The following is a 23,339-nucleotide window of genomic DNA, read 5'->3' as shown; positions in this document are numbered from 1 at the left end:
GAGATGTACGGACGTCTAGAAGACCTTTAGTTGCCAACATCATGGCGTGTGCCGCTACTGCTATCGCGGGATGGATTGAGCCTGATTGGATCGCCGGGGAATCGTTCGACGACAGCGAACTCGTCTTCAGCGGCGGTCGCCTTCATTTCGTCGACTTAAAGGATTCGAACGACTTGGCTCGGCGATTCTTGTCCCGCCGCTTAAGCCTCGAATCCGATTGGCACGTGGAAGTTCAGGTGCCTTTCGGGGACCTAGGACTGATTCCTCGGCGGAACGCCTCGATAGGCATCTCACTGGGAAAGGTTGCAGATCCACCTCCAGATTTTGGCGTCATCGTGTTGAATAGCGGAAGTTTCACGCGGAGCATTTCTTCGACATTCACGATCGTGGACAACGTTGCGAACGGCGCTCAAGTGAACTTCCTTGGCGAAGCAGCACTACTGAGGTTGGAATATTCGGCTGATCAGCAATGCATACGTAGTCTCTGTTGACTTTTGGACGGTGATTTTACGCAGCTATTCTCCATGCCAATTGTCGGCTGGGGTATCGCGACCGGGGAATTCATAGAACCCGACTTGTTCGGCGCATCAGTGCTACGCGAGATGTGCTTTCAGAGTATCTCGCTGGTGCCAGAGCCCACCGCATTGTGCATGGTGATCGCAATGCTACCGATCGCGAGGCGTCGGTCTTACCGCTTAGTTCCGAAACGCCACTAGCCCAATTCGAAAAGCGGTTTCGACGTATACCGTCGCGCCCGTTTCCGATTGTGCGCCGTCCACATTGTGACAGTCGCTGAGAATAGCGAAAGAATCGACGTCGGTTCTGGTACCGACGGGGCGAACGACGGCGCGGCACCTTCGCCGTAATGGCGTTGCCAAACCAGGAAGTCGGCTCCGTCAGTGATGGTATCGCCATTCGCGTCGGAACCATCCGTGCCGAAATCCACCTTCCACTTATCTAGGTCATCGCCATCGACGACGCCATTGCCGGTAAAGTCCCCAGGTATGGCGGTCGGATTGACAGGCGCGAATGCAACCCCCTTGAACAGCGTATTCGCGCCGGCAGTGGCAATCGTCGTCGGCGCAAGGGCAGAAAAAGCTCCGGCGGTCGAATTGTAACCCGTGGAATCGACCAAACTCACCAGTGAGTCGGCGCTCGCCCCATTAGCCCTCGTGGCGTACAGAGTGACCGAACTACCGCTGACCACGCCTGCGATACCGCGGTAGTCGTCAGCCGTTGTGCCAACTGTGCCGTTGGAGATCCAAGTTGATTCGACGAGCGAATATTTCGTGATCGCTGCTTCGTTATCACCCGAGACATAGAGCGTATCAGGACCGTGAACATTCGCGTCGAGATCGGCCAGGAAGAAATCAATCACATTGCGCGACGTGCTGCCGAGCACTCCGGTAAGTCCCGTCGTGGTTTGTCCACCCACGTGAGGCAAGTCAGAGCCAATTGCTTGGACGGGAGGATTGGAGCCGCCACCGACGGTCGAGAGGTACAGCTGACCGTTGAAAATGTTGACGGTCCGCGGGTCGGTCGTCGCGTTAGAGACCATCGTCGAAGCGCCCGTCGCGCCAACCGTCGTGTAGCGAACGCCCCCGTCAGTGCCGCCGCTGATGCTACCGTGGCTTACCCACAAATTGACTCCGTCGTCGCTAACGGCGCTGCGCGGGCTACCTTGTCCGCTATCGGAGATGGTGGTCGCAGTGTTGATAAGCCCGGCCGCGTCGACGCGGCCGATCGTGCGATTCACCACAGAAGAATTCGTTTGAGCGAGCGTGCCGTTGCCGCCGGCCTCGGCTGGAATCGGCGTGCCGAGTTGATGATTGTAACCAGTAAGCAGCAGAGACTTCCCGTCCGCGGAACGATGGAGCAATCCTTCCAGCGCTGCGTCGCCCTGTGCGATTAGCGGTTTGTTGACTCCACTCGCCGCGGTGGGGAGGGCGATCGACTGCAGGAGCGCCCCTGTCGGAGAGTACTCGTCGAGGAATACAGGCGCGGGAGCGCTCGTGACGGCACCGCTGCCATTGCCTGTGCGATAGACTACGAGACTTCCTGGCGAGAAAGTTGCTCCGTGAGCGATTCCGGCCGCCACTACCAGCGGCATCGCTGCCGCGGCGATTGATTTGATTGCTTGTACCACGTCCCGCCTCCCAGTTGAATTGTGATTGCTGAATTTCGAGTTTGCTTGCCGCTCATTCTCCGCCGCTAATACGTTCCTTAAACGGTTTGCCGCCACTCCAAGTGAGGTCGACCGTTACCGGTTCCATCCGCTCCGCGACTTCGACCGAGAGCCCTGATTGATTGGCGTCGCTGTATTTCGGCGGCGAATGCCATAACATCGTCGTAGCATTGATTGCCTCGCCCCCGTGTACGGTCACAGTATGCTGTCCGACGACGCAGCCATCGCCTCGTTCGTAAGTCGCAAGCTCAAACGAACCATCTCGCTGAATTTTCCCGGTGGCAGCGCGGTGATCGGCGGCGTGAAACAGAATCTGACCGTAGGTCAATGGCGCACCATCGATGAGTACTTTGCCGGCGACAGGTACGCGTGCGGGACGTCCATCGCCGCAACCTGCCAAGCTTGCAGCCACGAGGAGTGCGCCACTCAATCGAAAAAGAGGTTGCAGCGATTTCATGAAAGCTTTCAGTAATTACGTGCAGAGATGACGGCAGATCAGACTCTCCGCTCGCGGCTAGGGTGTGCTTGCCACGCCGCCCGGCAGTTCGGCGCCCGCACCGGTCGAGGCCGCCTGATAAACGCCGAGCGCAATGTCCTCGCTTAGGAATTCGACATGCCCGTCGCCGTAAGCGAACTGCGCTCCGCTGGGATGACGGCTCGCGAAGGCGCCGGTCGTGGGATAGCCGTCAGCGGTGTGTTCGCTCCAGCCCAACCCGATGGAGGCATTCATGGGGTTTTCCGTCGAACGCAGACCATCGACGTAGCGGCCAGCTGCCGTCCAACGATTGCGAGTCTCTGGCAGATGACCGTCGATTGTCTCTCCCAAAAAGATCGTGCTGCTGGAGCCATCGGTGATTTCTTTGAGCGCCACGCCATGGCGCTCGTTCTGGTAAACGTAGGCAAAAGCGCCATCGGTCGGCCTTGATGTTCCGATCGCAACTCGGTACTTAGCGCCATTTCCCGTTTTGTAACTTGGCCCGTGCGTTCCGATGCAGAAGGCGTAACTGCCGGTTGCTTCGGGCGTCGTTTTGAATGTCACGAATTGTTCCTTCGTATCCGTTGGACAGTTCATAATTTGCAGCGGCGTCTCAACGAGCTTTTGGTTGTTACCATGCAGCGCCGTCGTGACGTCGCGTTCTGCGACGTTGTTCGGTGCCTTCCATGGTCCGTCCGCAACGTCGATAGCGTTGAATAGCGATGCCTGCTCTATGAACGGAAGCATCGGCAAGAAGCCACTAGCTGAACGACTCCACGCAAATGGCGAACAATTCAAATCGGCAGCGCCGTCGCAGCCCCATCGTCCCGCAGGGAGCCGCTTGTTCGTCGATTCGTAGCTCAGCGTCGCCAATACGAGATTCTTCATATTGTTCTGGCATTGAGCACGCCGAGCAGCTTCACGAGCCGCCTGCACTGCCGGCAATAGCAGCGCGACGAGCACGCCAATGATCGCGATTACGACGAGCAATTCGACGAGGGTAAATGCTGAGCGAGAAAGGAAAAGTTGGCGCCGCCAGGGGTTCATGGCTTTGGAGCTCCGCTAGATACTCTTCGGTGAGGCCGCAACAGGCCGGAGAAGATGAAAGTGTTGATTGATTTCCTCAGGAGTCAGTGCTCGGTCGTAGAGCGCCACCTCGTCGAGCTGGCCGATGAATGGCCGGATGTTGCGAGACGGGTAGAGGCGGCCGATCAGCAGCCGCAAGCCCGAAGGAAGTTCGTTATGATCCTCCCCTTCACCAACGAGCTGGCCGTTGACGTAGAGACGCATCGCATCGCCATCCTTCACTGCAACGACATGCTGCCAGCGACGTAGCGTGTAGGCGCCCTTTGAATAGCACGAGGTGCCAAGCTGCGAATCGTCGCTCGCGGGGCTCCGGTGGAGAAAACGAATGCGCCCAGGGTGGTGCACGGCTCGCGGAATCTTTCCGGAGCCGCCTAGCTCGAGCAACATGCCATGGGGAATGACTCCGCTCGGCGCCATCGGCGTACCGACCAGCGAAACCATCGCCCCGACGTGGTAGTGGCTTGGCTTGACCCACATTTCGAGCGAATACGAATCACCAATCGAAGCGTCGAGGACTTCGCTGCAGACGACGTCGCCGCCGCGATCGGTGACGCCGAACTCGATCGCCTCGCTACCAGGGCGTCCCGTCCGACCGATTACGCCATCGACTTGCAACTGAAAGCGATCGCTCATCTCATTCCGAATCGACGGCCAGTTATCGCCCTCGAGCCGCCAATACCCGATGGGCCGTGAGGCCTTCACCGCATCAATGTAAGCGGACGTCACTATGAGCGAATCTGAAGCCATCGAAACTTGCGCGACGAACGACGCCTGCTCTGCCGGCCGACGGGCCATGGCTAGCTCCCCGTCGCGCCCGACCTGAATGCGCACTGCCTCGCCGGCCACAATTCGAACCGGTTGCGCATGCCGGTCGGGAGTGTTCCACGCTGGATCGAGCGTCGCCGAACCTCCGAAGACGTGTATCTCAGCGTCGTCGCCGAATGCCGACACGCCGATCACGCCGTATTCTGCGATCACGACTCGGCCCACTGATGTCTCAAGAATGAACGGGCGTTGCGGCGTCGTGATCGTCGCCGTCAGTTTACCGAAACGCAACGTTGGCATTCCATCGGAGGAGAGCATCATCGCGGCGGGGCCTTCGAGCGAGACTTCTGCAGTTCCGCCGGTCGACCAACTCATGTCGATTCCAGCAAGCCCTTCCAGCAAATCGAGTGATTCGCCGCTGGTGAGCTGCGCGCCAACGGAACGGGCTCCGGCCGTGTCGTGGTCCCAGCGGCAGTTAGTGCTGCGAACCAGCTGCGCCTCATATGCAGCCGCTACGTGCGGTCCGTAGTCCTGGCGTCGATCCGTTGCGCGATTCCCAAAGAAAGAGGCCGCGGCGGCGCCAAGTAAGAAAGCGAACGAAGCGGCCACGACCGGCCAGCTGGCGAAACGGATAATCTCTCGACGTTCTTTGGCAACTATCTTCTCCCGCTCGAAGTATGGAGTTGGCAAGGGTAGGATTTCCTCGCCAACCTCGGGTGAGTGATGTTGCGTCCCTTGCCAAGCCAATGAAGCTTGTTGGTCAAGAAGCTTCGCACAGTAACGAGCCACAGCTGGATCCGTGCAAATCAATGAGTTCAACCGCTCCATCTGCAGATCGGTCGCCTCGCCGCTGTTCGCGGCCACGAGGAGTTCGCGTATTTCGCGTTCCTGCGAGGGGGCCATATTCGCTTACCTTTCCTGTCGCGCCATGTGGCGCTCAACGCATTCAAGTAGTACGTGATGAATTCGGCTCAGCGCACGGTAGACCGAGTCGAGCGAGCGTGAACGAAGCGACGCAATCTTCTTGGGAGGGTGTTGATAGAAGTAACGGTCCTGAATGATCTCGCGGTCAGCGATTGTCAGTCGACTCAAACAATCAGCGAGCGCTTCAATCCGATCGCCATAGCGATCCGATAACGCTGCAGCCTCTTCTGCTAGGATGTCGACCGCCTCGACGCTGAGCTTCGGCGTTCGTCGCTTCTGCTTCATGAGATTGAGCACTTCGTAGTAGGCGATACGACTCGCCCAAGCGAAGAAACTGGTTCCAGGACGGAACTCTGCAAATCTGCTCCAAAGAAACACGCACGTGTTTTGAAATACCTCCTCCGCGTCGTGATGCGTCAGCGACAGCGTCATAATGAACGAATAAAGCTGTCGCGAGTGTCGCGCAAGAAGTCGTGCGAACTCGTCCCGATCCGGCTCATTGTCCAGCGGCACGCCGGAGGCGCCGGAACCTTCTGGAGATGCACCACCCATGGACAAGATCGATCCGAAAGCGGGAGAGGGTAGGGAGTTCGATGAGCGAGGGAATCGACGGGAAGTCTTTCCGCATATTGACTGACGTTTTTAGCGGTCTTTTGCGGAGAAAATCCGAAGAAAACTAAAATTGCAAGCAAGTCTTCTTATTTGACGGTCTGCTCGGGCCCCAGACGGACGGCCAGCATATTTGCTCCAACCCTGAGGCTCTCTCAGCCACCGCTCTGTCGCTGCAGTAAAGGAACGCGGCGTTCAAGTTGCTCGAGCAAAGGTCGAACTACCTCAGGGTGGTCGGAGGCGATGTTGACCGTTTCCTCTGGATCCAGTTGATGGTCGTAGAGCTCGATTTGAATTGGCCTGTCCCTGTCTTTGGCGGTCGACCAACGGGTCAAGCGGTGCCGGGGAGTGCGAATGGAGTGGGCACGGCCGTTAGCCCAGAATCCGAGTGCGGCTGATTTTCCCGTTCCGGATGGGTTGGTCAACAATGATGCGAAGCTGGAGCCATCGATACCCTCTGGCCGAGGAAGGCGGCAGAGTTCCGTCAGTGTAGGGAACAGATCGACAGATTCGACGATGCCGTTGGTTGCCTCCCCGGGCAATGTTATGTGAGGCGTGCGAATGATCAGCGGGCTACGGAGCGCTGCTTCGTGCAACGTGTGCTTTCCCCAGATTCCGTGCTCGCCCAGATGCCAGCCATGGTCTCCCCAGACGACAACGATAGTTTCGTCTGTTAAGCCATTCTCATCGAGTGCTCGCAGCACGCGACCGATCTGAGCGTCTACATAGCTAACGCAGGCGTAGTAACCATGCCGAAGCCTCCGGGCTTCCGCATCCGTGACAACGCCCGCCGTTGCCAGCCCCGTGTAGCGAGGCGTGAGCTCGCTGCTCCTGTGAAGGCTGATCGTTGGATCAACGCCTAGCGGAGGGCAACGATTCGACGCGAGCGAAATCTGCTGCTCATCGTAGAGGGCCCAGTATGTTGCAGGTGCATTGAATGGAAGGTGCGGTTTAATAAACCCAACGGCAAGAAAGAAAGGCTCTGGACGACCCTTCAGTTCCTCAAGTTTTTCAACAGCAGCATCGGCGATGAGCCCATCGGGGTAATCGCGATCACCGACATCGGCTCGCTCCGTTGCAGGGGTCTTTCCAGGAACTCGCGTTGAGCCATCAGCATACGCGAAGAACGCGTCCCACGCAGTTCTCCAACGCCCCGTCGGCATCCCCACTTCATCCCATGCTTCGGCTAATTCCGGCGTGTGCGTATCGTCACGAAGGCCGTCAGGGCGATGTGTGATTTTGCCAATGCTGATCGTTCGATAGCCCTGGTCGCGAAACAACCTTGGCATGGAGACGTCCGCTCCGTTTGATGTCGGCAGCGCGAGAAAGGCGTCGTTGTCATATGCTCCTTCAGCATGCGGGTAACGACCCGTGAGCATTGAGCACCGCGAAGCGCCACAGGTGGGAACCTGGACGTACTGGTGTTCAAAACGGCGGCCTTCCGCAGCCAATAAATCGAGGTTCGGGGTTGCCATTCCCGAGACACCGTAGCAATTGATCTGCGGTCGCAGGTCATCCACGCAGATCAGCAAAACGTTCAATCGCTTTTCAGTTTCTTGGCCGAAGGTGCGCGATGGACTCAGAACGACGAGTAGTAGAACGCAGGACGCAATGTCGGCGCGACGAATTTTTTGGGCGAACATGACTGGCAGTGAAACGTTCGAGGAGAGGGGCAAGATCAGTAGGAAATTCGACCGTGAATCAACCGAATTCCGTTGGCGTTTCCCGCCGAGCAGATGACGATCGTCGCTCCGTTCAGGCAGATATCCGGCCACACACCGCTCGTATCAAGGAATGGGCGATGAGCGCTCGCGAAATTGTCCGCGTTGGGGTTGCCAATGAACATCCAAACGCCTTGATTGCCGCGGTAGACGCCATTGGCGGCAAGGAGTGTTTCGCCGTGCGGCATTTGAAGCATCTGCGGGCCGTAGCCATCAAAGAGCGTATTGGCGAGTTTGAGCGAGTGCGAACCGTAGACTAAAGGTCCTTGAGCAGCGCTTCCGCTTTCACCGGCTACGGCCAATTCTCCGTTCTGCAGCAATACAGGGGAAGGCATTCGCACTGATGCCTTCGAAGTATTCCACCCCTGCCATCCATACCCGCTATTCGGCGATTGGACAAAGTTGATGTCATCGTAACGGGTGTAGTAGCAGCGCAGAATGCCGCCGCCGAGATTCACCATTCGCGGCTCCCATATCCTTGCGCGAATGGCCACCACTGGCGCGCTCCACGTCGCGCAGCTGTCACTGCTTCGAATTACTTCAATCCCACAACGGGTATCGTCGTAGTCCTGCGCCGCTCGCACCTGATAGCAGAGCAGCACTTCATTCCCAACGACGAGAGGGTTGGCATTCGCGTACTGTGCGTTGAACGTCTGCTCGAACCATTGCCGACTGCCCCAACGCTTCACCACGGTCCATGGACCGAAACTCCAGCCTCCATCCGCACTGCGGCAACTGAGAATGCAGCCGCCGTTGATTCCATTGCCGGACTGAGCGAATAGCAGCAAGTTTCCGTTGGGGCATTTCACCATACGCGGATAATACAGCTGCGTTCCGCAGTCGGCCGGGATTGTCGAATTGGGAATCTCTAGGTAGGTCTCCTCGTTCCACGCGATTGTTGCGGCCTCAGAAGCTCCCATGAACAGCGTCAAAGCGTACAACGCCAGGGTCGAGACGCGAATTGCTGACATGATGCACGCCCTCCGCGAAATGGGAAGAAGAGAAAATGACGAGTGCGATACATGTGATATGCCACGCGTTCCGGGAGTCAATAAACGCCCCATTAGGACGATGTTTGGCGGAGAAAGATTTCGCTTTCGCAGAAATTCCTCCCCTGTAGGCGAGAGGCCCGATTCTTGTGCCTCTTCATCGCGCGACTTAGTTCATGTCGTGTTTCGGCATGGCGCGCACTGCTCTAGAGCGGGGCGACGTATCGTTATGTCGCTGCGCATTGGGATCTCTGCAAATGGTGAGTCGTCGTAGCGCACGAATACGCGAGATCGAAAAACAGGGAAGGGGAGGGTTACTGCTGCGCGGAGCATTTTGCCCAGGCCTTCCCGCCCGTCGTATTGCAACGGAATTCTTATTCGTTCTCCCGCGAGACTGCGGCGATGCGCATGGGACGGTGGTAGAGTTGCCTGGGCAACATGCCCACCAAACACTCCCGATTGAAAGGCTGATAAATGAAGTGGCTCCTATCGCTCGTTGTTGTTGCAGGTCTTGGAAGTCTCGCTTTGACCGGCTGCTCAAAGGAAGCTTCGACGAAGACTGAGACCACGACTTCGACGCCTGAAGGCACAACGACGACCACCACGGAAAAGACCGTCGAGACCACCGGCGAGAACCCGCCCGCCCCGGCGCACTAGTCGCCCGTTAGCAATACTCTCGTTGAATGCGGCTCAGCCGCGGCGGTCCGCTTCCTGTTTGTCGGACCGCCGCGGCGGCCGTGTTTGCATTTAGCACGGTGACCCGGGGCGTTTCAGCCTTCCCCTGGGTTGCCGTGCTTTATTTATTGCCCATCGCAATGGTGTGGGTCTCCAAACGGTCAGGGAGAAACGGAGTCGGGAGGTACACTGCTGCGATGCTCAAAACTCTCATTCGCGGCGTGTGCTGGTTTCTGATCTATGGCGGTTGCGTCATGGTGACCGGGCTCATCGTTACGTGGACGGGATGATCACCACGCGGAGCGATGTTCAACTCTTTGAGACGCGATGGTGGTATGACGACCCGCACGAGGCGCTCAGAATCCTCGCCTTGGCGACCGCATTGCTTACGGCGGGTGGGTTGAGGATTCGCTTCACCCCTCGGCGTCGCCCTTCAACCTGCAGCTTAGTTCGCGAACTGCGTCGACCCATCTCTTAAGCAGCCATGGTCGGCACCTAGGTCCCGCTCCTTAGCGGACATTTCCCGAGCTTTTCTGCTCAACGTCATCGAAAACGGGCTGATTCGGTCCCGGTTGGTCTACACCATTCTCGGGATTTTTGGATACTGGTTTGCGGGGGCAACCCGTTCTCGTTACTCTACGAGCGTCCTCCCCGCCGGAACGGGGAGACGACTTTTTCAACTCCCGAGCGGAGGAGACTAATGCATTCACGTAAAGCTTGTTTGTTGTTGTGTCTCGTATTTAGCGCTGCCATCGCCCAGCAAGCCAAGGGCCAAGCTCTTGGGAAGATCTCGATCTTGGTCGGTCGGAACGCATTCCTGGGACCGTCGGGTTATCAGATTCGGGTGTTGGGTGAAAAGGGCGGCAATGTTCCCGACGCTGACCTAAGCATCGCCGCGCCTGACGGAACCGTCTTCCAAAGCGGGAACTTCTCGATCGCGTCGCTGTCGCTCGATCAGATTGTGGCTCGCTTCGTCGGCCAGTGGACGATCAACGACGTTCTGACGAACATGCCTGGTTCTCCAATCCAGCATCACAGCTTCTCGGTCGCAGCGGCTGACTTAACGACATTTCCATCGACCCCGGCGATTACGTCTCCTCCGGCCGGCGCCCATGTCCCGGCCGTATTCTCATTCACTTCGACTGGTAATGGGATCACAATTCGGGGACCCGGGGTGAGCTTCGCGGGCAGTTACCCGCAACCAGGGACTTACCAAGCGGACTTGAGTTACTACAGCCAAGTCTTGCCTCAGGTAGTGGAAGCTGTGGCGTCGTTCTCGGTTTCGAACTCACTCGGTAACGCCACCCCTGCCGAAAGTTCACCATCCACTCAGTTCTCCATCAATCTAGTGAGCACAGACTACGCCGCCCCTGTGCAGTGGACCGTAGGTGTGCCTGAGCCGGCGACGGTTACCATGGCTGGTATGTCGCTCGTCGCCTTCGCCGCCCTTCGCCGTCGCAAATAAGCCCGCCGCCTGCCCGCCAAATCTCGCATTCCCGCAAGAGAACCTCGAAAAATGGCTATTTAGCAGATGCGGTTATCATCCACTTGACGATATAAATGCCTCAGTCGCCGCGCAGCACGCTTCCGCGGCGAATCGACGTTGTGAAGCTGACGACCGTACCGGGCTGCCCCTCGGTACGGCGTCACTTCGCTGCCGGTTGCTAGCGCCGCTTCGCCCGGAACGGAATCATATCCCACTTCACGCGAACGCGACGAGCATCAGCCGCCACACGCTCCACCGCCGCCGGACAGCAGTCGTCGAGGTCGATCGGCTCGCCCTCTTCGATCTCCTGCATCAACTGGTTGGCTATCTTGAACCCCCAATTCGTCGGGCGGTTGCGTGGAACTTTACGGTACTCGCGTTCGTCCCCCATGGCGGGCGAAGATGCCCGAGTACCGAGTTTTCGCGATAGAAGCAGGCCCGTAGAATTCGGCGCCGAACTTGCGTTTACGCTGCACGAAACCATCCCGCCCCACCCCGAGCGAACTTAAAGGAAGTTCATGTGGACACGAAAACACTTTTCCCGTTGGAGTATCAAAGCAAGGTGATCGCTTGCAAATCAGCGGATGATCGCAAACTGCTCCAATCCGCCATCCTGCTCGATGGCCACAAAAGCGATTGCGACTAGTATCCCTCCGCCGAGCTCACCAAGATGAGCGCGGTCTGTGAGCAATATGGCCTCACGTCGCTGCAGTTCCTCACCGCAGAATTGGCCAAGCATTGCGACGAGGTCGAGCGACCTTAGTGCATCGACCAATGAATCGCCTCCCTGACGTGTTCGCCTGGGAACTCACCGGGCAGTGGTACTACACCACGTTGCCAGAGCTTGCGCCGCCAATCGCCACCATCGTTCATTGTTACGAAACCGATGAGCGGATTGTGTTGTACTGGCCCAATGCCGACAGCGGTGTGCTCATTTGGGATGTGCAGTGCGAGGACTAGTTGCCGATTGCTGAATTCAATCTTTGTTGCCCTGTGCGGGATGGTGCTCGGGGCAACCGATGGTCGGTCCAGTTCAGGACACTCTGGGAGAAATACTGACTGGGCCGACTGTCACTTTTTTCGCCGGTTCGAGTATGCGGAATCTAGTGAGATGAGCGGCTACAACCACCTCCACCCTTTTTCCGTAGCCGAAGGCGAGCAGTTCCGCGCAGAGATTGCGCAGGTCTTGGCGGAGCTTCCTGACGAGCAGTTCATCGCCTTGCTCAACGATTTGCGCGAGTGCCAATCTCTCGGCTTAGTCCGGAATTCATTCGAGCGTGCATCGCAACTCACACCGTTCACGAGGGGCGACTGAGGGGCAGCCGCTAGCATCCCGCCGCACTAAAGTCCCGTGTTTCCGGTTGTCGATATTAGCGCCGCCACGACAAAGAAACCGCCGAGCTTGGGACAGAGTTGCGGCAATGAGCGTGGCTTTCCGATTGGGCGTTGCTTTCCGCACGGGCAGCGCCCTCTTTTGTGCGCGGGGCTGAGATCATTCAGTTCTGAAGCATCTATAGCCAGATCCCCGCAGCCGCCCGCTAGCAGCCTTCCGCGTTTCGCGACTCGATGGTTACGGGGAGAGCCGGAGACGCGCCAACGCTCAATCTGTGCGACGAAAAAATTCGCGGCGCTTGCAAAACGAACGTGGCTGAGAGAAATTGGCGACACATTTGGCCGTTTCGTCTCCCGCAGCTATCTCGCCATGCTTCAAGACCACCATCCCCGCCGTATCCACATCGGCGGGAGAAAAGTTATCTGCGAATCCTTGGAGGATCTGGTGCTACTGAAGGAGGCGTTGATTCTTGAGAGCAGCCCAGAGCGTGTCCTCGAATTCACGATCGGCCGGCTTCATCTAGTTAAGGAGGCATGCCAGCGATATTCACTTGGAAAGCATCAGCGACTGGCAAGCCAGGCGATCGATCGTGCTAGTAATTAGCTCTAGTGGCGAGATCGGTTCCAACGACAGTCAGGAATCACACCATGGCATGCAAGCTAATCATCCAGAGCAGCGACGGCGTCGAGCTGAGTAAACTCAAAATCAAGAATCCTCAGTTCGCGCCGCTGGTGGGCGATTGCATCCAAATCGAACCGGACGTCGAGTACAAGGTGCTGAGACGTTGCTTCTACTATGTCGAAGATGGCGACGTTAGGGTCGTCGTTCGCTGTGAGCGCGTTGCAGCGACCAACCATCGAGAAGTCGACGACTGAGCCCCCATGCCCCGCCCCCGCTTCACCCTCCGCGTAGCTCTGGTCGTAACCGCGATCGTGTCCGCAATTGCTTGGCAGGGCGGCATTGCCTGGCAGCGGAAGGCGGCGATGCGTGATTCGCAACACACATTTATGGTGGACCGCTACATTCCAGGCGCTAACGGCAGCGGACGCCTGCGAGTAAATGTCATTCGGAAGGCGTGGGGCGACGAACCCGTCCGCCTAATCTACATGGTCCCCGACAGTAATTGGGAAGCGGAGGAAGAGCGGTTGCGGGGGCTATTTCCTGAGGCCGCCATCGAAGTGATGCACCCGCTGCTAGAAACGCCCTTCCCGAACTGAGCGATCAAGTTCACAGCCGATCGGCATTTCAAAGGTCAATTCGTGGCCGGCGCTTCAGCATTTACTTGGCGAACCTAATGTGGCCATCGTTTTTCGCTGGGCAAATATCTGCGGCTAGCGAGCTAGGTGATTAATCCCAGGGGCGGCTGAATCGTTCAAGCCTGAAGCATATCTGCTAGCAGATGGTCACTCGCCCCTGTCCGGGATTAGGTGAACCCGCATGTGGTGTTCGGTGTAAATCACAGCCAGCATGCGGATGACGCCTTCAGGCTCGCTGGCGAAACGACGCGAGGCGGTGAACTTTTGATCGCAGGCTGGGCAGGTGTACTCTGCGACGTACTGGCCTTCCTGCCGGACCATCCTGCATCGGTATTCAATTCCGCCTAGCCGAAAACGGTGCTCTGTCGTCGCCATTGATTCTCCGCCCGGTTCTTATTCGGCAGTTAAAATCAATTGGCTTGACAGGCCTCGTCAGTCGCTTTCGGGAATTTAATGCTTCGGCACAGCGATAGTGCGGCATCGCGCACGAAGAAGGCCCCAACCATGAGCCGGGGCCTTCAACGTGGCAGGCGAAGTACATTCTGCCGTTGCAGATATTGTAGTTTGAGATCGCCGAATAGCTAGCCGCATCTGCCTCGGTGGCAAGTTAAATTGCAATTTAGTGCCCGCCGTGACAGCTTGAGATCCACGCGGCCTCTGGTAATGCCGCATTGTATTCCCTCCCCAAGTCAGCCGCGTAACATGTTCAAAGCATTCGCACTTTTCTTCGTTGCGCTAGCGATAATTCAGACCGTAGTCGCGTGCATCAACGGGCATGTGAGCCGCGGCTGGTTCCACGGCTCGCGAATCTATCGCTCCGAACAACCACTCAGATTTTGGGCGTTGGTCTATGGCTATGTGGCAGTCTTCTCGGCGACAGCTGCCGTGATTGCGATGCAGTGACTACCGCTTCCAGCCGTTCGTCACCATGGGCATGGAGCGGATTCAGATCAAGTAATGCGACCGACGCCCGCCAAAAAATCAGCACGATGCTGTTGATTGAGGCGGCCAGAGGAGTCAACGTTGCCGCTTGACCATCGCCTCCACCCAGACTGGCACGTATGGTGGGGTGCAACCCTTGGAGACGGGCCAATCTCGATAGAGGCCGACGTTCTCGCCGATCGCGATCGCACGCTCACGGTGTTTTGAGGAGTGGATTCCAATCGCGCCGAGCGTGTTATTCATCGTCCACTGCACCTCAGGCTTGGCCTTCGGCATCTCCTGCTCGATGCGATCAAGAAGCGCGCCGAGGTCAAGATCGGCAGTGTTGCCCTTGTTGATGCGACTCGCCGTGAGGTTCCAGCCGGCACGCGCCGTCCAACGCTCTTTGGCCGTCATCCATTTTTCTCGGAGCGATTCCTTCTCGGGATGTAGCGCAACGACGTAGGCGTTCAACCAGTCCGCAACTTGTGTGCACGTCGTTGAGCGAGTCAGCTTCTCGAGGTCGCGTGCGGAGAGCGAGTCCGGCTGGAACGCCAGGGTGGCGAGGAGTTGAGCATCGACGTTGCCAGTAGCCCACAATTCCAGCGCAAGTTGATGATCTGTTTTGATCTTCTTGGCGAGCGCGCGGATGTCGCCAAGTTTGACGCCAAACTGGTTTTCTAGAGCGCCGGCCTTACGGTTGTGAGCACGACGCGCGTCGTCGCCGAGAGCTTCCAGTCGACCAAGGATTTCTCCGACCGTCATGGTGTGAGTACCGTCGGGAGCATGTGTCTACCACCACCGCAGATCGTCATCAGAGCGTAGCGGAGGTACGTTAGCATTCGGGGCAGTGGTCAAAATTAAACCGCACCCTTCACGGATGCAATCTCCGCGTCCGAAGGTGTCGAACTTTTGATCACCCTCTCTTCCTGCATGCCATGCCTACCCACATTGCGACGCACGAAGTTAAGGCAAGCGTTGATGGTTCTGGGATTGGGGTCACATCGGCGTACGTAGTCCCGATACGCAACGAGTCGTAGCCAACGCCTCCAGGCCCGGTGAGGCTTACCATATCCAGGAAGTTGACGTTAAGGTTTATCAAGCTCGCGCTTGGTACGGCGGGTTCGGGCGATCCGGATTGCGGATTCAGGTAAAAGTACACCGGGTCAACGCCTTCCGTGAAGTCGATACGAATCACTCCGAAAAATGTCTGACCAATTGCAGCTTTCACATTGGTCGCCGCTCGCTCGAAGCCGACCTCGAGGCCGATCTCGTCGCCAAATGAACTCATGCCAATTCCCACGTCGGTTGAACCACGCAGGACCAGCCCGAACCATCCGGTGAAGGCTCCCTGGTGCAGAATTCCTTGTGGCTGAATCAGCACGCTGATGTAGGCCGATGTACCCTCAGTGCCCAGCGGAGAAGATAGCAAGCGATCGATGCCCCGATTCTCCCCAAACGCTACTGCCGTCACACTATTTCCGAAGGCCGGCAGCGGTGCGCCGGGCCGCGCGAGATTGCCTGCCCCGATGTTATAAGAAGTCTGGCCCGACCAGTTGTTACTGAAGCCGAAGCTTCCGCCGCCACCCTTCCCGTCAAGGTCACTGCCAACGGGCGTGTAATTGAAGTCGTCGTATGCAAGCGGCGCTCCACTTGACACAGATGACAACGAAAGCAGGGCAACGAACGCCGCTACGCAAGAGCGGAAGCGCAATGCGGTCATTAGACTTCTCCTCGATAAGCGATTAGTAAATACCGACGCATTCACGAGTTAGTTGCGTGAATCCAGCGGTCACATGATAGCAGATCGCCATGGCCTTTGTGCGATGAGAGTGGCGGGCACGGGAAGATGAGCTTTCCCTCACTCCCGACGGCGTCGAATCGCCGAAGCTTAGAACTTTCGATCTGGAAAATTCCGCGGTTCTTCGACGCCGATTCAGCAAGCTAAATCAGCAAAGTGAGATAGCTTTAATCTTACCACTCGAGATCCAGTTGCTAACGACTGCCGGCATGACTCCAGGGTTCTAGCCGATTCGCCGAACAGCTCGTATGCGGCGCCGGCCGACGCCGTCCGCGCGCTGCGCCTCGGCCATCCACCATCCGGCGAGGATGTCTGACGTCGCCGATTGATTGAAGCTTCATACGCAACTCCGACACCTCAGCGCATGTTCGGTGTTTCATTCACTTGCTACCGGTCATTCCACATGACGACGAGCAGGATCAGGACGGATGCCAGAAAGTAAACTTGAAGCCTACTTCACCGCGGAGCTCGGCGGCGACACGATTCAGTGCAGGAGCCAAGAAGACGCCGACGGGATTCGGCAGGCGGCGGAATATCTCAGCCGGGTTGATGCGGGACCTTATCCGCGAGCATCCATCGAATACCTCAGTTCACTCCTGCGCTGGTACGGACGGAACCGGGCGAGCCGTATCTTGGAATCGCGACACCTGCCGCAAACGGGTTAGAGCATCTCGTCATCCGCTCAGCCTCACGGGTGGCAGAGGCAGATGCACTGAGCTATTCAAGTTTGCTCGGCGATGATTTCCGCAAAGGCCCCAGGACCGCGCATCCAAGCGTGGCCAGTGACTAAAACGGTGAATTAGTTAGGTATGCGATGCCTACGGCGAAAGTCGCTGTGGAAGTCTGCCAAGTAGGACCCGCAGGACGCTGCTGGCGCTCACCACTCCGACAAGCACACGCCGAGGCTGACACCCTGCGCCTCGATTAATTGACACTCCAGCGACTTATCACATGCGCCTGCCAATGTGCGGTGGCCAAGATCAGCCGGGCGCGGCATAGGCCTCAGTTAGGCCGTCGAGGGCCCGACAGAGACTCAGGCGATGAGTACTCAGAGATAAACTTCAACCTGGCCAGTGGAATCGACACCACGCTCGAGTCTCGCCAAACCCCGGGAACTTTGACCGTCACTGAGCGATGCTCCGAACTCCGCGAGACAATCTGGCCTTCCAGGCCTCCGAGGGATCTCACCTTGTTGCCGATTTTCATATGCATGCAGTGTATCCTCGCCACGTGCATGAGAAATTGATAGGGCAGTTTCTATACTGTACCTTTAGGTAAGGACGCCCTCGCCGGAATGAGTTATTACTCTACGGTGCCGGATTGCTACGATGATGTCGCACTCGCTGACACTCACTTGGCTCCTTGGGTCGATCCTCACCGAACCGGCCGATTGAGCTTTCATCGCCTGCCAAGTTCAGCATACGCCGGACCACGGCCTGCCAACATTATGTGAGGGCGTGAGCTTGTGGCGCTCACCGCGACGCCAATGCGACTATCCTTTTGCCTATCGCGACGGGTAGAGGCGCTTCTCTCTCAAACGCAGCTCGCGTCGCTCGGCCCATGCCTTGCGCTCAGCCTCATTCTTCATTTCAGCTGGATCTTCGACCTCTTCGTCAAAAATTACGCCATTTCTCTTCTGCCGTTCGTTCATTTTGTCTTCGCGTCGCATTGATGGGCCCCTAGGTAGTATCGTGTTCAATCTCCAGGTCTTCAGTGCAACAAACGTACCGTCGCTGCAACCCAGCTAGCTGCGTACCAGTAAACTTCCAGCTGTAATTCCAGCCGGCGGAGGTTGCAATGCGACCAGTCGACGGGGCAGAATACTCATCCCACTTGAACTTTCGCGGATGCTTCAACATTTGGCATCCACGCACTTCTCCAATAGGTGACCACTATGACGCTGTCACGCTGCTTCGGAATGCTGCTTTCGTTGACGGTCGCGGTCTGCACGGGCAGTGCCGCACGAGGGCAGACAGTCTTCAGTAACGACTTCGAGTCGGACACCGCGGGCTTCACCCCGAGTGGTTCGCTCGCCGCACTCAGTCGAGCTTCTTTGCCGACCGACAGTGGCGGGCTCGCATCTCCCAACCAGTCCACGTGGCTCGGCAAACTCGGCAGCAACCTACCCAAGAGCGGATCGCTCGATGAGAGCGTCGCGCTCGTTGTCACGGGCCTCACGCCAGGTAAACTCTACTCCGTCGCCTTCGATCTGTTTATCGGCGCGTCGTGGGACGGTTCGGCCAGCAGCCCTTACGGCCCCGACTCATGGCGTTTCGTCGTTGACGGCGTCCCGCTCGTCAACACTACGTTCACCAACGGAAACCAAGGGCAGGAGTACGGGGCCTACTCGCCGCAGCGGTATTCGGATCTGACGTACTCAAGCTTGATCGGAACAGACTTCAGCAAGTTCACGGGAGCTGACGCTTCGTTCACCACCGGCGGAACGAATTACGGTGAGCACTATGGCATCTATCGCTTCGGAAGGGGCGACGGAAACCCAACCTTGACGTTCGTCGCCATCGGACAAACCTCCTTTCTTGAATTCGCCCGTTTCGGCAATACGACCGACAGTGGAGATGAGTATTGGGCGCTGGACAACGTACGGGTGAGCGTGGCAATCCCTGAACCCGCGTCCCTGTGCTTACTTATTACGGGCGTCGTCAGCTTCGTCTCCCTCCGTAGAGGTGGACATCGCATCGGGCCTCGCCGCATCGCTCTAAGTAAGCGAGCTTATGGCAGTTTTGGCTCTTAATGGGTTAACGAGTACTCTCAGCCCCGTCCCACGGACTATCTGAGGAAATCGCATGGAACGCAATCCGTCTCGATTCGGAAGAATACTATTGGGAATTGCGGTATTAGCTTCCAGCGTTGGCTGCGATCAGGCGACGAAGCGACTCGCCACCACCCACCTGCGCGGTGCGCCTGCTCGATCTTACTTAGCCGATACAGTGCGTCTGGAGTACGCACTCAATCCCGCCGGATTTCTTAGCGTCGGCGCCAATTTGCCTGCGCGCATCCGCTATTGGGTATTCACGGTGACGAACGCGGCGATGCTCAGTGCGGTCGCGATGGTGATGCTCAAATGCTGGAACATGCGACTGGCCGCGTACATGGCGTGCTCATGCTTACTCGCAGGCGGCGTTGGCAATATGATCGACCGCATGTTACAGGGCGGGCTCGTCACAGACTTTATAATTGTGGATTTCGGAGCGCTGCATACAGGAGTTTTTAATGTCGCCGATGTCGCGATCATGTTCGGCGGGATCGCAATCGCGATCCTACACAGTCTGAACCGAATAAAAGCACAGACGACTGAGGTCGAATAACTTCTACGTGCACCGGCGGCGTCACATTTGATTGACGGATCCTATTAATTCATGCTTCTCGACCGCACTGCTTCAAAGTGGCTGCTATGAAGCAACTTTACGTCGCTCAGGCTTCGCCTCCGCCACCGTCTCGCAGCCCTACCAACGTTCAGAGAACTTTCGTGCGCAGAGCTGAGGCACGCCGGAGTATCTAATAGTCCCCCGTTTGCTCCTGCGGCGTCGAGGCGCCGGCGGTCGACGGAGCACTACCACGCGTTCAACTCCGGTAACGCACTCGACCCGTGTAGCCACCGTGATGCTACAATAGCGGGGCTGAATTACTACTGCGTGGCGGCAAGCATGCATTCTTAACGCGGCACTTGAGGGTAGGACTTAGGAATGGCAATCAACCCAATTCTTCTCGTCAGCGTTGTGGTTGGCGGGCTCGCGGCACTGGGCCCATCGCTTAGCCAGGCTGCGGAAGTGCAGTCGCCCACCTCCGGCAATCAGTTCGATCAATCGGTTGGCGAAGACGCACATGCAGCGGCAGACTCCTACGACGCCGTCACGATCTCCGTAGCTGCGGGCGAGCGCCAAACCTTCGCCGGAATGGGAACTAGCACTGGCAATTGGGGAGGAGAGTACCAATCACTAACGCCGTCGCAGCGCTCTCACCTTTCCCGAAAATTGTGGCGTGATCTCAGGTTCACAATTTTCCGACTCTGGTTCAATGTCGACGAATACTCTCCAAAACGGGGGAAGCAAAACCTCGCTCGGTTTCGCGATCAGTACGTTCGGTCGGGAGCTATTGCCGACGCTCAGGCCAACGGCGTGACCACACTGCTGCTGGCGCCGGACCACGTACCGCCCTACATGCGGTCAAGCGAGCGAGCGGACGGCCCGATCAGAGACGCCGATGTTGAATCCTTTGTGACGTTAATTGCGGAAGGCATTCGGCAATTGAAAGACGAAGATGGAATCATCATCCACGCGACCGGCGTCGAAAATGAGCCGGAGATGACGCCCGAACAGGTTGTGCGCGCCGTCGTGCGACTGCGTGCGGAGCTCGATAAGCGTGATCTGAAATCAGTGAAGATTATCGCGTCCGAAGCGTCAAGCGCCGATGATCGATTCTACGCACAAGTGGAAGCGTTGAAGGCCGAGCCGGTGGCGTGGGCATCGCTTAGCGGTATTGCCTCCCACTCCTACAATATGGCGGCAACTGACAGGGCTGCCAGCTATATCGCGGGTCCGGAAGGGCGCAACACAAAAGAGTATTGGATGACCGAGGCCAGCGATAACGGCCCGGAAGAGGAAGGGATGATTGGCGTGCCGGCTGCGCGAGCCATCAGTTTAGCCGCCCGATTCCTGAACGACATGAACCACCGCGTTACTCACTGGGTCCACTTCCTCGGCGTCGAGTGTACCGCCGCGCCCTACGCCGACGACGCAACGCGCATTATTGCTTTCGAGGTGAACCCTTTCCGCTCGAAGGTGATGAAGAAGTACCACACCTACCAGCAACTTTCCCGAGCGTTCGATGCAGGCGCGGTCTTCCGCGATAGCCACAGCTCGTTGGATGGCGACATGACGTGGACCTACGGCCGGAAGCCGCATGTCATTGCAGCGACTGCCCGCAATCCGGACGGGAGTTGGAGCTGCGGAATCTGCAACTTCACGGCCGACAGTTTTCTCAAAGTGCAGGGCTGGGCGGATGACAAATGGAACGTCGAACAAGGTGGGCACTCCCCCGCCCAGCACTTTCGGGTGACTCTTCGTGTAGACGAATTGAAAGATCAACCTGCGATCCCATTCACGGTCCGTCGTACGAACAGCACCATGAATAATGGTCAAGCGGAAACGGTGACGATGAAGGACGGGGTAGTGGTGGTGGAGGTCGCACCGTTGGAACTGGTGACGCTGCGATCCGGGCCACGGTGATAGTCGAGAGACTGATTCCTAGCCCGTCCCGCGGCCTGTGGCGTGATCGCCTCGTGAATCGCAGTCGGCTGTAGCGCCCCGCATTGGATCACACTGCGATCATGCTCTGACTAGAAGCCGTGCGTCATCCGCCGCTGTCGGTGAACGATTCAGAATCAACGGCGGGAAAGGATGCATCGTACGCGCCGTTCTTCCTCCGCCGCACACCAGTGCCTTCTATTCGCCGCCCGGCGGCAGTGCCAGCGTCACATTGCTCTGCTTCGCGTTCGTGCCAAGATGCTGCAGGATCGTAAAGTCTAGATTCTTCTTGTCACCCGCGTCGACCTTGGCGGTGAACTCGACTGTCTGGAAGTCGTGAAGCTTAGGCTCCAGCCGGCTCACAAACGCCACATGCCCGTCGTAGGTGCGGCGCATCTCGACGTTGATCGGCCGGGCGGTGTAATTGCGGATCCGCTGCTGATAGGTCGAGCACTCATTCCAGCCGACGACGGTGGCATTCTCTTCTTCACTTCGGGCGTCGTCTCCGACCAGCTTGAATGTGTTCGCGCCGTGAATCTGTGTCCAGATTGCCACCCGCTGCGAGCGGGTTTTCACCAACTCGAAGACCACCTCTGGGTCGACCCCCAAATTCAACTCGATCATGTCGCCGATCGGGACGTACTCGATCGTCTGCTGGGCGAGGTACGAAAGTCCATCGCGGCCTTTGTCGCGGTAGATGCGGACCACGCCGTCGGGGAGCGGGGTCGTTCCCAAATGTGACTTTTCGTCGTTGGCCAAGAGGTACATCCGCACCAGTTGCTCGCCATACTCGCGCGGACGGTAACGGTACTCAATCATGAACGGGGCGTCGTCGGCCTCGAAACTGCTGAGTCGCTTCGACCAGCCGGTCGGGATCGTTTCGGTCCCTTCGACGGTATAGATGAAGTATTCGCTAAGGCCTTCTTTGACGATTTCTTTGGGCTCATCACTCTTCAGTTCGCTTCCTTCAATGGCGCCGCCGAGGCTAAAATGATCGCCCAGTTCTACGCGTCCTAAAGCCCGGTTAACTGCGTCTTTCTTGAAGCGAGAGTAGACCTCCTGATCAAGCTCCTTAGTCTGATCGATGGAGAGGTTCGCCAGCTGCGCGATCCTCTCGACCAAATTAATCGTGCCGACGACTAATCGCACCTGGGCGTTCTCATACTCTTCACCGCTGTTGTTTGTAATGCGGACGAACCCTTCAAGGTCGAGCGTCGATTCATCGCCAGCGGCGATCGCGGTGTAGTCGGCGCTCCAGGTGATCCCGCTGGTGAAATAGGTGATCTGAATCGTCGCTTCGCCGTCCACCTCGCTTTGGACGTTCCAGTACAAAATCTGCGGCTTCTCGTGCGGGAAGGTTGCGTCAAGCAGCTCCAATTCATCGGCTGGTTTGAGGATCGTGAGCTCAACCGACGAGGGATCGATCTGGGTGTTGGCCCACGAGAACTGCAGCGGGTTGAGCCCCTTCTTAAAGCTGACGACTCGCGTCTCGCGGACGAGCGTGATGTCTTCGCTGTTGTAAATGGTGAGCTGGACAGCATCGCGCGCGGGAACTGTCGAGAGGTCGACGTTATCCGCTCGGGCGAGAGCAGCGATGCACACGAGAATCAGCGAGAAAGCTATGGATTTCTTCATCAAAGGGACCACTCGTTTGGACGGAGACGAGGTTTTCCAAACTTGGACGCTACTGCCGAGATGAAAGTTCCCGCGTTTGGGCAGGTTACTCGTCCGGCCTTCGCATTGGCGATCCCTGCTACCAACGAGCGAGCGAAGAGCACGCTGTTGACTGCCGCTGCCCCAACTGCAAAGGCGTCGGTTCCTTCGCTCCTGGCGATAAGAATCAGCCGGC

General features: G+C 57.6%; 22 protein-coding genes. 9 read left to right on the top strand and 13 right to left on the bottom strand.

Annotation, left to right across the window (positions count from 1 at the left end):
- Positions 1-712: 712 nt before the first annotated feature.
- Together ACQY7R_RS04420 and ACQY7R_RS04415 are read right to left on the bottom strand one after the other, a co-directional pair.
- Positions 713-2,146: a hypothetical protein gene (locus tag ACQY7R_RS04420; protein WP_428304387.1), complete on the bottom strand. Its 1,434-nt coding sequence runs from the start codon at positions 2,144-2,146 to the stop codon at positions 713-715.
- 52 nt (positions 2,147-2,198) lie between these two features.
- Entirely contained in the window at positions 2,199-2,345 is a 147-nt protein-coding gene (locus ACQY7R_RS04415) for a hypothetical protein (protein ID WP_428304386.1), read from the bottom strand.
- 42 nt (positions 2,346-2,387) lie between these two features.
- On the opposite strand from ACQY7R_RS04415, the gene ACQY7R_RS04410 reads away from it, so the two are divergent.
- Positions 2,388-2,657, top strand: a complete 270-nt coding sequence (locus ACQY7R_RS04410) for a hypothetical protein (protein WP_428304385.1) — start codon at positions 2,388-2,390, stop codon at positions 2,655-2,657.
- Positions 2,658-2,699: 42 nt separating this feature from the next.
- On the opposite strand, the gene ACQY7R_RS04405 is transcribed toward ACQY7R_RS04410, so the two are convergent.
- The 5 genes from ACQY7R_RS04405 to ACQY7R_RS04385 form a co-directional block, all read right to left on the bottom strand.
- Positions 2,700-3,707, bottom strand: a complete 1,008-nt coding sequence (locus ACQY7R_RS04405; RefSeq protein WP_428304384.1) for a DUF1559 domain-containing protein — start codon at positions 3,705-3,707, stop codon at positions 2,700-2,702.
- A 15-nt stretch (positions 3,708-3,722) separates the two neighbouring features.
- Complete coding sequence (locus ACQY7R_RS04400; protein ID WP_428304383.1) at positions 3,723-5,414, bottom strand: LamG domain-containing protein; 1,692 nt, start codon at positions 5,412-5,414, stop codon at positions 3,723-3,725.
- Between the two features lie 6 nt (positions 5,415-5,420).
- The gene (locus ACQY7R_RS04395; protein ID WP_428304382.1) at positions 5,421-5,987 is read right to left on the bottom strand and encodes a sigma-70 family RNA polymerase sigma factor; all 567 of its coding nucleotides are present in this window, start codon (positions 5,985-5,987) and stop codon (positions 5,421-5,423) included.
- Positions 5,988-6,199: 212 nt separating this feature from the next.
- Entirely contained in the window at positions 6,200-7,819 is a 1,620-nt protein-coding gene (locus ACQY7R_RS04390; protein ID WP_428304381.1) for a sulfatase, read from the bottom strand.
- Positions 7,723-8,829 (bottom strand): sialidase family protein, encoded by a 1,107-nt coding sequence (locus ACQY7R_RS04385; RefSeq protein WP_428304380.1) that lies wholly within the window; start codon positions 8,827-8,829, stop codon positions 7,723-7,725. Before ACQY7R_RS04385 ends, ACQY7R_RS04390 begins: the two co-directional genes overlap by 97 nt.
- Before the next feature lie 1,300 nt (positions 8,830-10,129).
- Here ACQY7R_RS04385 and ACQY7R_RS04380 point away from each other — a divergent pair.
- Positions 10,130-10,894, top strand: a complete 765-nt coding sequence (locus tag ACQY7R_RS04380; protein ID WP_428304379.1) for a PEP-CTERM sorting domain-containing protein — start codon at positions 10,130-10,132, stop codon at positions 10,892-10,894.
- A 199-nt stretch (positions 10,895-11,093) separates the two neighbouring features.
- Here ACQY7R_RS04380 and ACQY7R_RS04375 read toward each other — a convergent pair whose 3' ends face one another.
- The gene (locus ACQY7R_RS04375) at positions 11,094-11,306 is read right to left on the bottom strand and encodes a hypothetical protein (RefSeq protein ID WP_428304378.1); all 213 of its coding nucleotides are present in this window, start codon (positions 11,304-11,306) and stop codon (positions 11,094-11,096) included.
- Positions 11,307-11,689: 383 nt separating this feature from the next.
- Here ACQY7R_RS04375 and ACQY7R_RS04370 point away from each other — a divergent pair, with 383 nt between their 5' ends.
- The 3 genes from ACQY7R_RS04370 (at position 11,690) to ACQY7R_RS04360 (ending at position 13,465) form a co-directional block, all read left to right on the top strand.
- Positions 11,690-11,875, top strand: coding sequence for a hypothetical protein (locus tag ACQY7R_RS04370; protein WP_428304377.1), 186 nt, complete (start codon positions 11,690-11,692; stop codon positions 11,873-11,875).
- Between the two features lie 1,020 nt (positions 11,876-12,895).
- Complete coding sequence (locus tag ACQY7R_RS04365) at positions 12,896-13,123, top strand: hypothetical protein (protein WP_428304376.1); 228 nt, start codon at positions 12,896-12,898, stop codon at positions 13,121-13,123.
- A gap of 6 nt (positions 13,124-13,129) precedes the next feature.
- On the top strand, positions 13,130-13,465 hold the full coding sequence (locus tag ACQY7R_RS04360) for a hypothetical protein (protein WP_428304375.1): 336 nt from the start codon (positions 13,130-13,132) through the stop codon (positions 13,463-13,465).
- Between the two features lie 186 nt (positions 13,466-13,651).
- On the opposite strand, the gene ACQY7R_RS04355 is transcribed toward ACQY7R_RS04360, so the two are convergent.
- The 3 genes from ACQY7R_RS04355 to ACQY7R_RS04345 form a co-directional block, all read right to left on the bottom strand.
- Positions 13,652-13,825 (bottom strand): hypothetical protein, encoded by a 174-nt coding sequence (locus tag ACQY7R_RS04355; protein ID WP_428304374.1) that lies wholly within the window; start codon positions 13,823-13,825, stop codon positions 13,652-13,654.
- A 696-nt stretch (positions 13,826-14,521) separates the two neighbouring features.
- The gene (locus tag ACQY7R_RS04350) at positions 14,522-15,190 is read right to left on the bottom strand and encodes a DNA alkylation repair protein (protein WP_428304373.1); all 669 of its coding nucleotides are present in this window, start codon (positions 15,188-15,190) and stop codon (positions 14,522-14,524) included.
- Between the two features lie 151 nt (positions 15,191-15,341).
- Positions 15,342-16,148, bottom strand: a complete 807-nt coding sequence (locus ACQY7R_RS04345) for a PEP-CTERM sorting domain-containing protein (protein ID WP_428304372.1) — start codon at positions 16,146-16,148, stop codon at positions 15,342-15,344.
- Positions 16,149-16,654: 506 nt separating this feature from the next.
- On the opposite strand from ACQY7R_RS04345, the gene ACQY7R_RS04340 reads away from it, so the two are divergent.
- A complete protein-coding gene (locus ACQY7R_RS04340; protein WP_428304371.1) occupies positions 16,655-16,891 on the top strand; it encodes a hypothetical protein in 237 nt (78 codons plus the stop codon).
- Positions 16,892-17,730: 839 nt separating this feature from the next.
- Here ACQY7R_RS04340 and ACQY7R_RS04335 read toward each other — a convergent pair.
- Positions 17,731-17,895, bottom strand: coding sequence for a hypothetical protein (locus ACQY7R_RS04335; RefSeq protein WP_428304370.1), 165 nt, complete (start codon positions 17,893-17,895; stop codon positions 17,731-17,733).
- Positions 17,896-18,144: 249 nt separating this feature from the next.
- On the opposite strand from ACQY7R_RS04335, the gene ACQY7R_RS04330 reads away from it, so the two are divergent.
- From ACQY7R_RS04330 to ACQY7R_RS04320, 3 genes are all read left to right on the top strand, one after another.
- On the top strand, positions 18,145-18,978 hold the full coding sequence (locus tag ACQY7R_RS04330) for a hypothetical protein (protein ID WP_428304369.1): 834 nt from the start codon (positions 18,145-18,147) through the stop codon (positions 18,976-18,978).
- Positions 18,979-19,030: 52 nt separating this feature from the next.
- Complete coding sequence (locus tag ACQY7R_RS04325) at positions 19,031-19,552, top strand: signal peptidase II (protein WP_428304368.1); 522 nt, start codon at positions 19,031-19,033, stop codon at positions 19,550-19,552.
- A 378-nt stretch (positions 19,553-19,930) separates the two neighbouring features.
- Positions 19,931-21,472 (top strand): hypothetical protein, encoded by a 1,542-nt coding sequence (locus ACQY7R_RS04320; RefSeq protein ID WP_428304367.1) that lies wholly within the window; start codon positions 19,931-19,933, stop codon positions 21,470-21,472.
- A gap of 216 nt (positions 21,473-21,688) precedes the next feature.
- Here the strand turns inward: ACQY7R_RS04320 and ACQY7R_RS04315 are convergent, their stop codons facing one another.
- Complete coding sequence (locus tag ACQY7R_RS04315; RefSeq protein ID WP_428304366.1) at positions 21,689-23,125, bottom strand: DUF4139 domain-containing protein; 1,437 nt, start codon at positions 23,123-23,125, stop codon at positions 21,689-21,691.
- Positions 23,126-23,339 lie beyond the last annotated feature (214 nt).

The sequence above is a fragment of the Lacipirellula sp. genome (assembly GCF_965279485.1).
Taxonomy (GTDB): Bacteria; Planctomycetota; Planctomycetia; order Pirellulales; family Lacipirellulaceae; genus Lacipirellula.
Note: the sequence above shows the minus strand (reverse complement) of the source record. Positions and strands in the feature narration are given on the sequence as shown.

Coding starts and splice junctions, on each gene's coding strand:
- ACQY7R_RS04355 (WP_428304374.1), bottom strand. CDS start 13,825: ATGGTCCGGCAGGAAGGCCAGTACGTCGCAGAGTACACCTGCCCAGCC.
- ACQY7R_RS04320 (WP_428304367.1), top strand. CDS start 19,931: ATGGCAATCAACCCAATTCTTCTCGTCAGCGTTGTGGTTGGCGGGCTC.
- ACQY7R_RS04385 (WP_428304380.1), bottom strand. CDS start 8,829: ATGGGGCGTTTATTGACTCCCGGAACGCGTGGCATATCACATGTATCG.
- ACQY7R_RS04375 (WP_428304378.1), bottom strand. CDS start 11,306: ATGGGGGACGAACGCGAGTACCGTAAAGTTCCACGCAACCGCCCGACG.
- ACQY7R_RS04415 (WP_428304386.1), bottom strand. CDS start 2,345: ATGTTATGGCATTCGCCGCCGAAATACAGCGACGCCAATCAATCAGGG.
- ACQY7R_RS04360 (WP_428304375.1), top strand. CDS start 13,130: ATGCCCCGCCCCCGCTTCACCCTCCGCGTAGCTCTGGTCGTAACCGCG.
- ACQY7R_RS04395 (WP_428304382.1), bottom strand. CDS start 5,987: ATGGGTGGTGCATCTCCAGAAGGTTCCGGCGCCTCCGGCGTGCCGCTG.
- ACQY7R_RS04325 (WP_428304368.1), top strand. CDS start 19,031: ATGGAACGCAATCCGTCTCGATTCGGAAGAATACTATTGGGAATTGCG.
- ACQY7R_RS04410 (WP_428304385.1), top strand. CDS start 2,388: ATGCTGTCCGACGACGCAGCCATCGCCTCGTTCGTAAGTCGCAAGCTC.
- ACQY7R_RS04330 (WP_428304369.1), top strand. CDS start 18,145: ATGCTGCTTTCGTTGACGGTCGCGGTCTGCACGGGCAGTGCCGCACGA.
- ACQY7R_RS04380 (WP_428304379.1), top strand. CDS start 10,130: ATGCATTCACGTAAAGCTTGTTTGTTGTTGTGTCTCGTATTTAGCGCT.
- ACQY7R_RS04370 (WP_428304377.1), top strand. CDS start 11,690: ATGAATCGCCTCCCTGACGTGTTCGCCTGGGAACTCACCGGGCAGTGG.
- ACQY7R_RS04340 (WP_428304371.1), top strand. CDS start 16,655: ATGCCAGAAAGTAAACTTGAAGCCTACTTCACCGCGGAGCTCGGCGGC.
- ACQY7R_RS04365 (WP_428304376.1), top strand. CDS start 12,896: ATGGCATGCAAGCTAATCATCCAGAGCAGCGACGGCGTCGAGCTGAGT.
- ACQY7R_RS04315 (WP_428304366.1), bottom strand. CDS start 23,125: ATGAAGAAATCCATAGCTTTCTCGCTGATTCTCGTGTGCATCGCTGCT.
- ACQY7R_RS04350 (WP_428304373.1), bottom strand. CDS start 15,190: ATGACGGTCGGAGAAATCCTTGGTCGACTGGAAGCTCTCGGCGACGAC.
- ACQY7R_RS04405 (WP_428304384.1), bottom strand. CDS start 3,707: ATGAACCCCTGGCGGCGCCAACTTTTCCTTTCTCGCTCAGCATTTACC.
- ACQY7R_RS04400 (WP_428304383.1), bottom strand. CDS start 5,414: ATGGCCCCCTCGCAGGAACGCGAAATACGCGAACTCCTCGTGGCCGCG.
- ACQY7R_RS04345 (WP_428304372.1), bottom strand. CDS start 16,148: ATGACCGCATTGCGCTTCCGCTCTTGCGTAGCGGCGTTCGTTGCCCTG.
- ACQY7R_RS04335 (WP_428304370.1), bottom strand. CDS start 17,895: ATGCGACGCGAAGACAAAATGAACGAACGGCAGAAGAGAAATGGCGTA.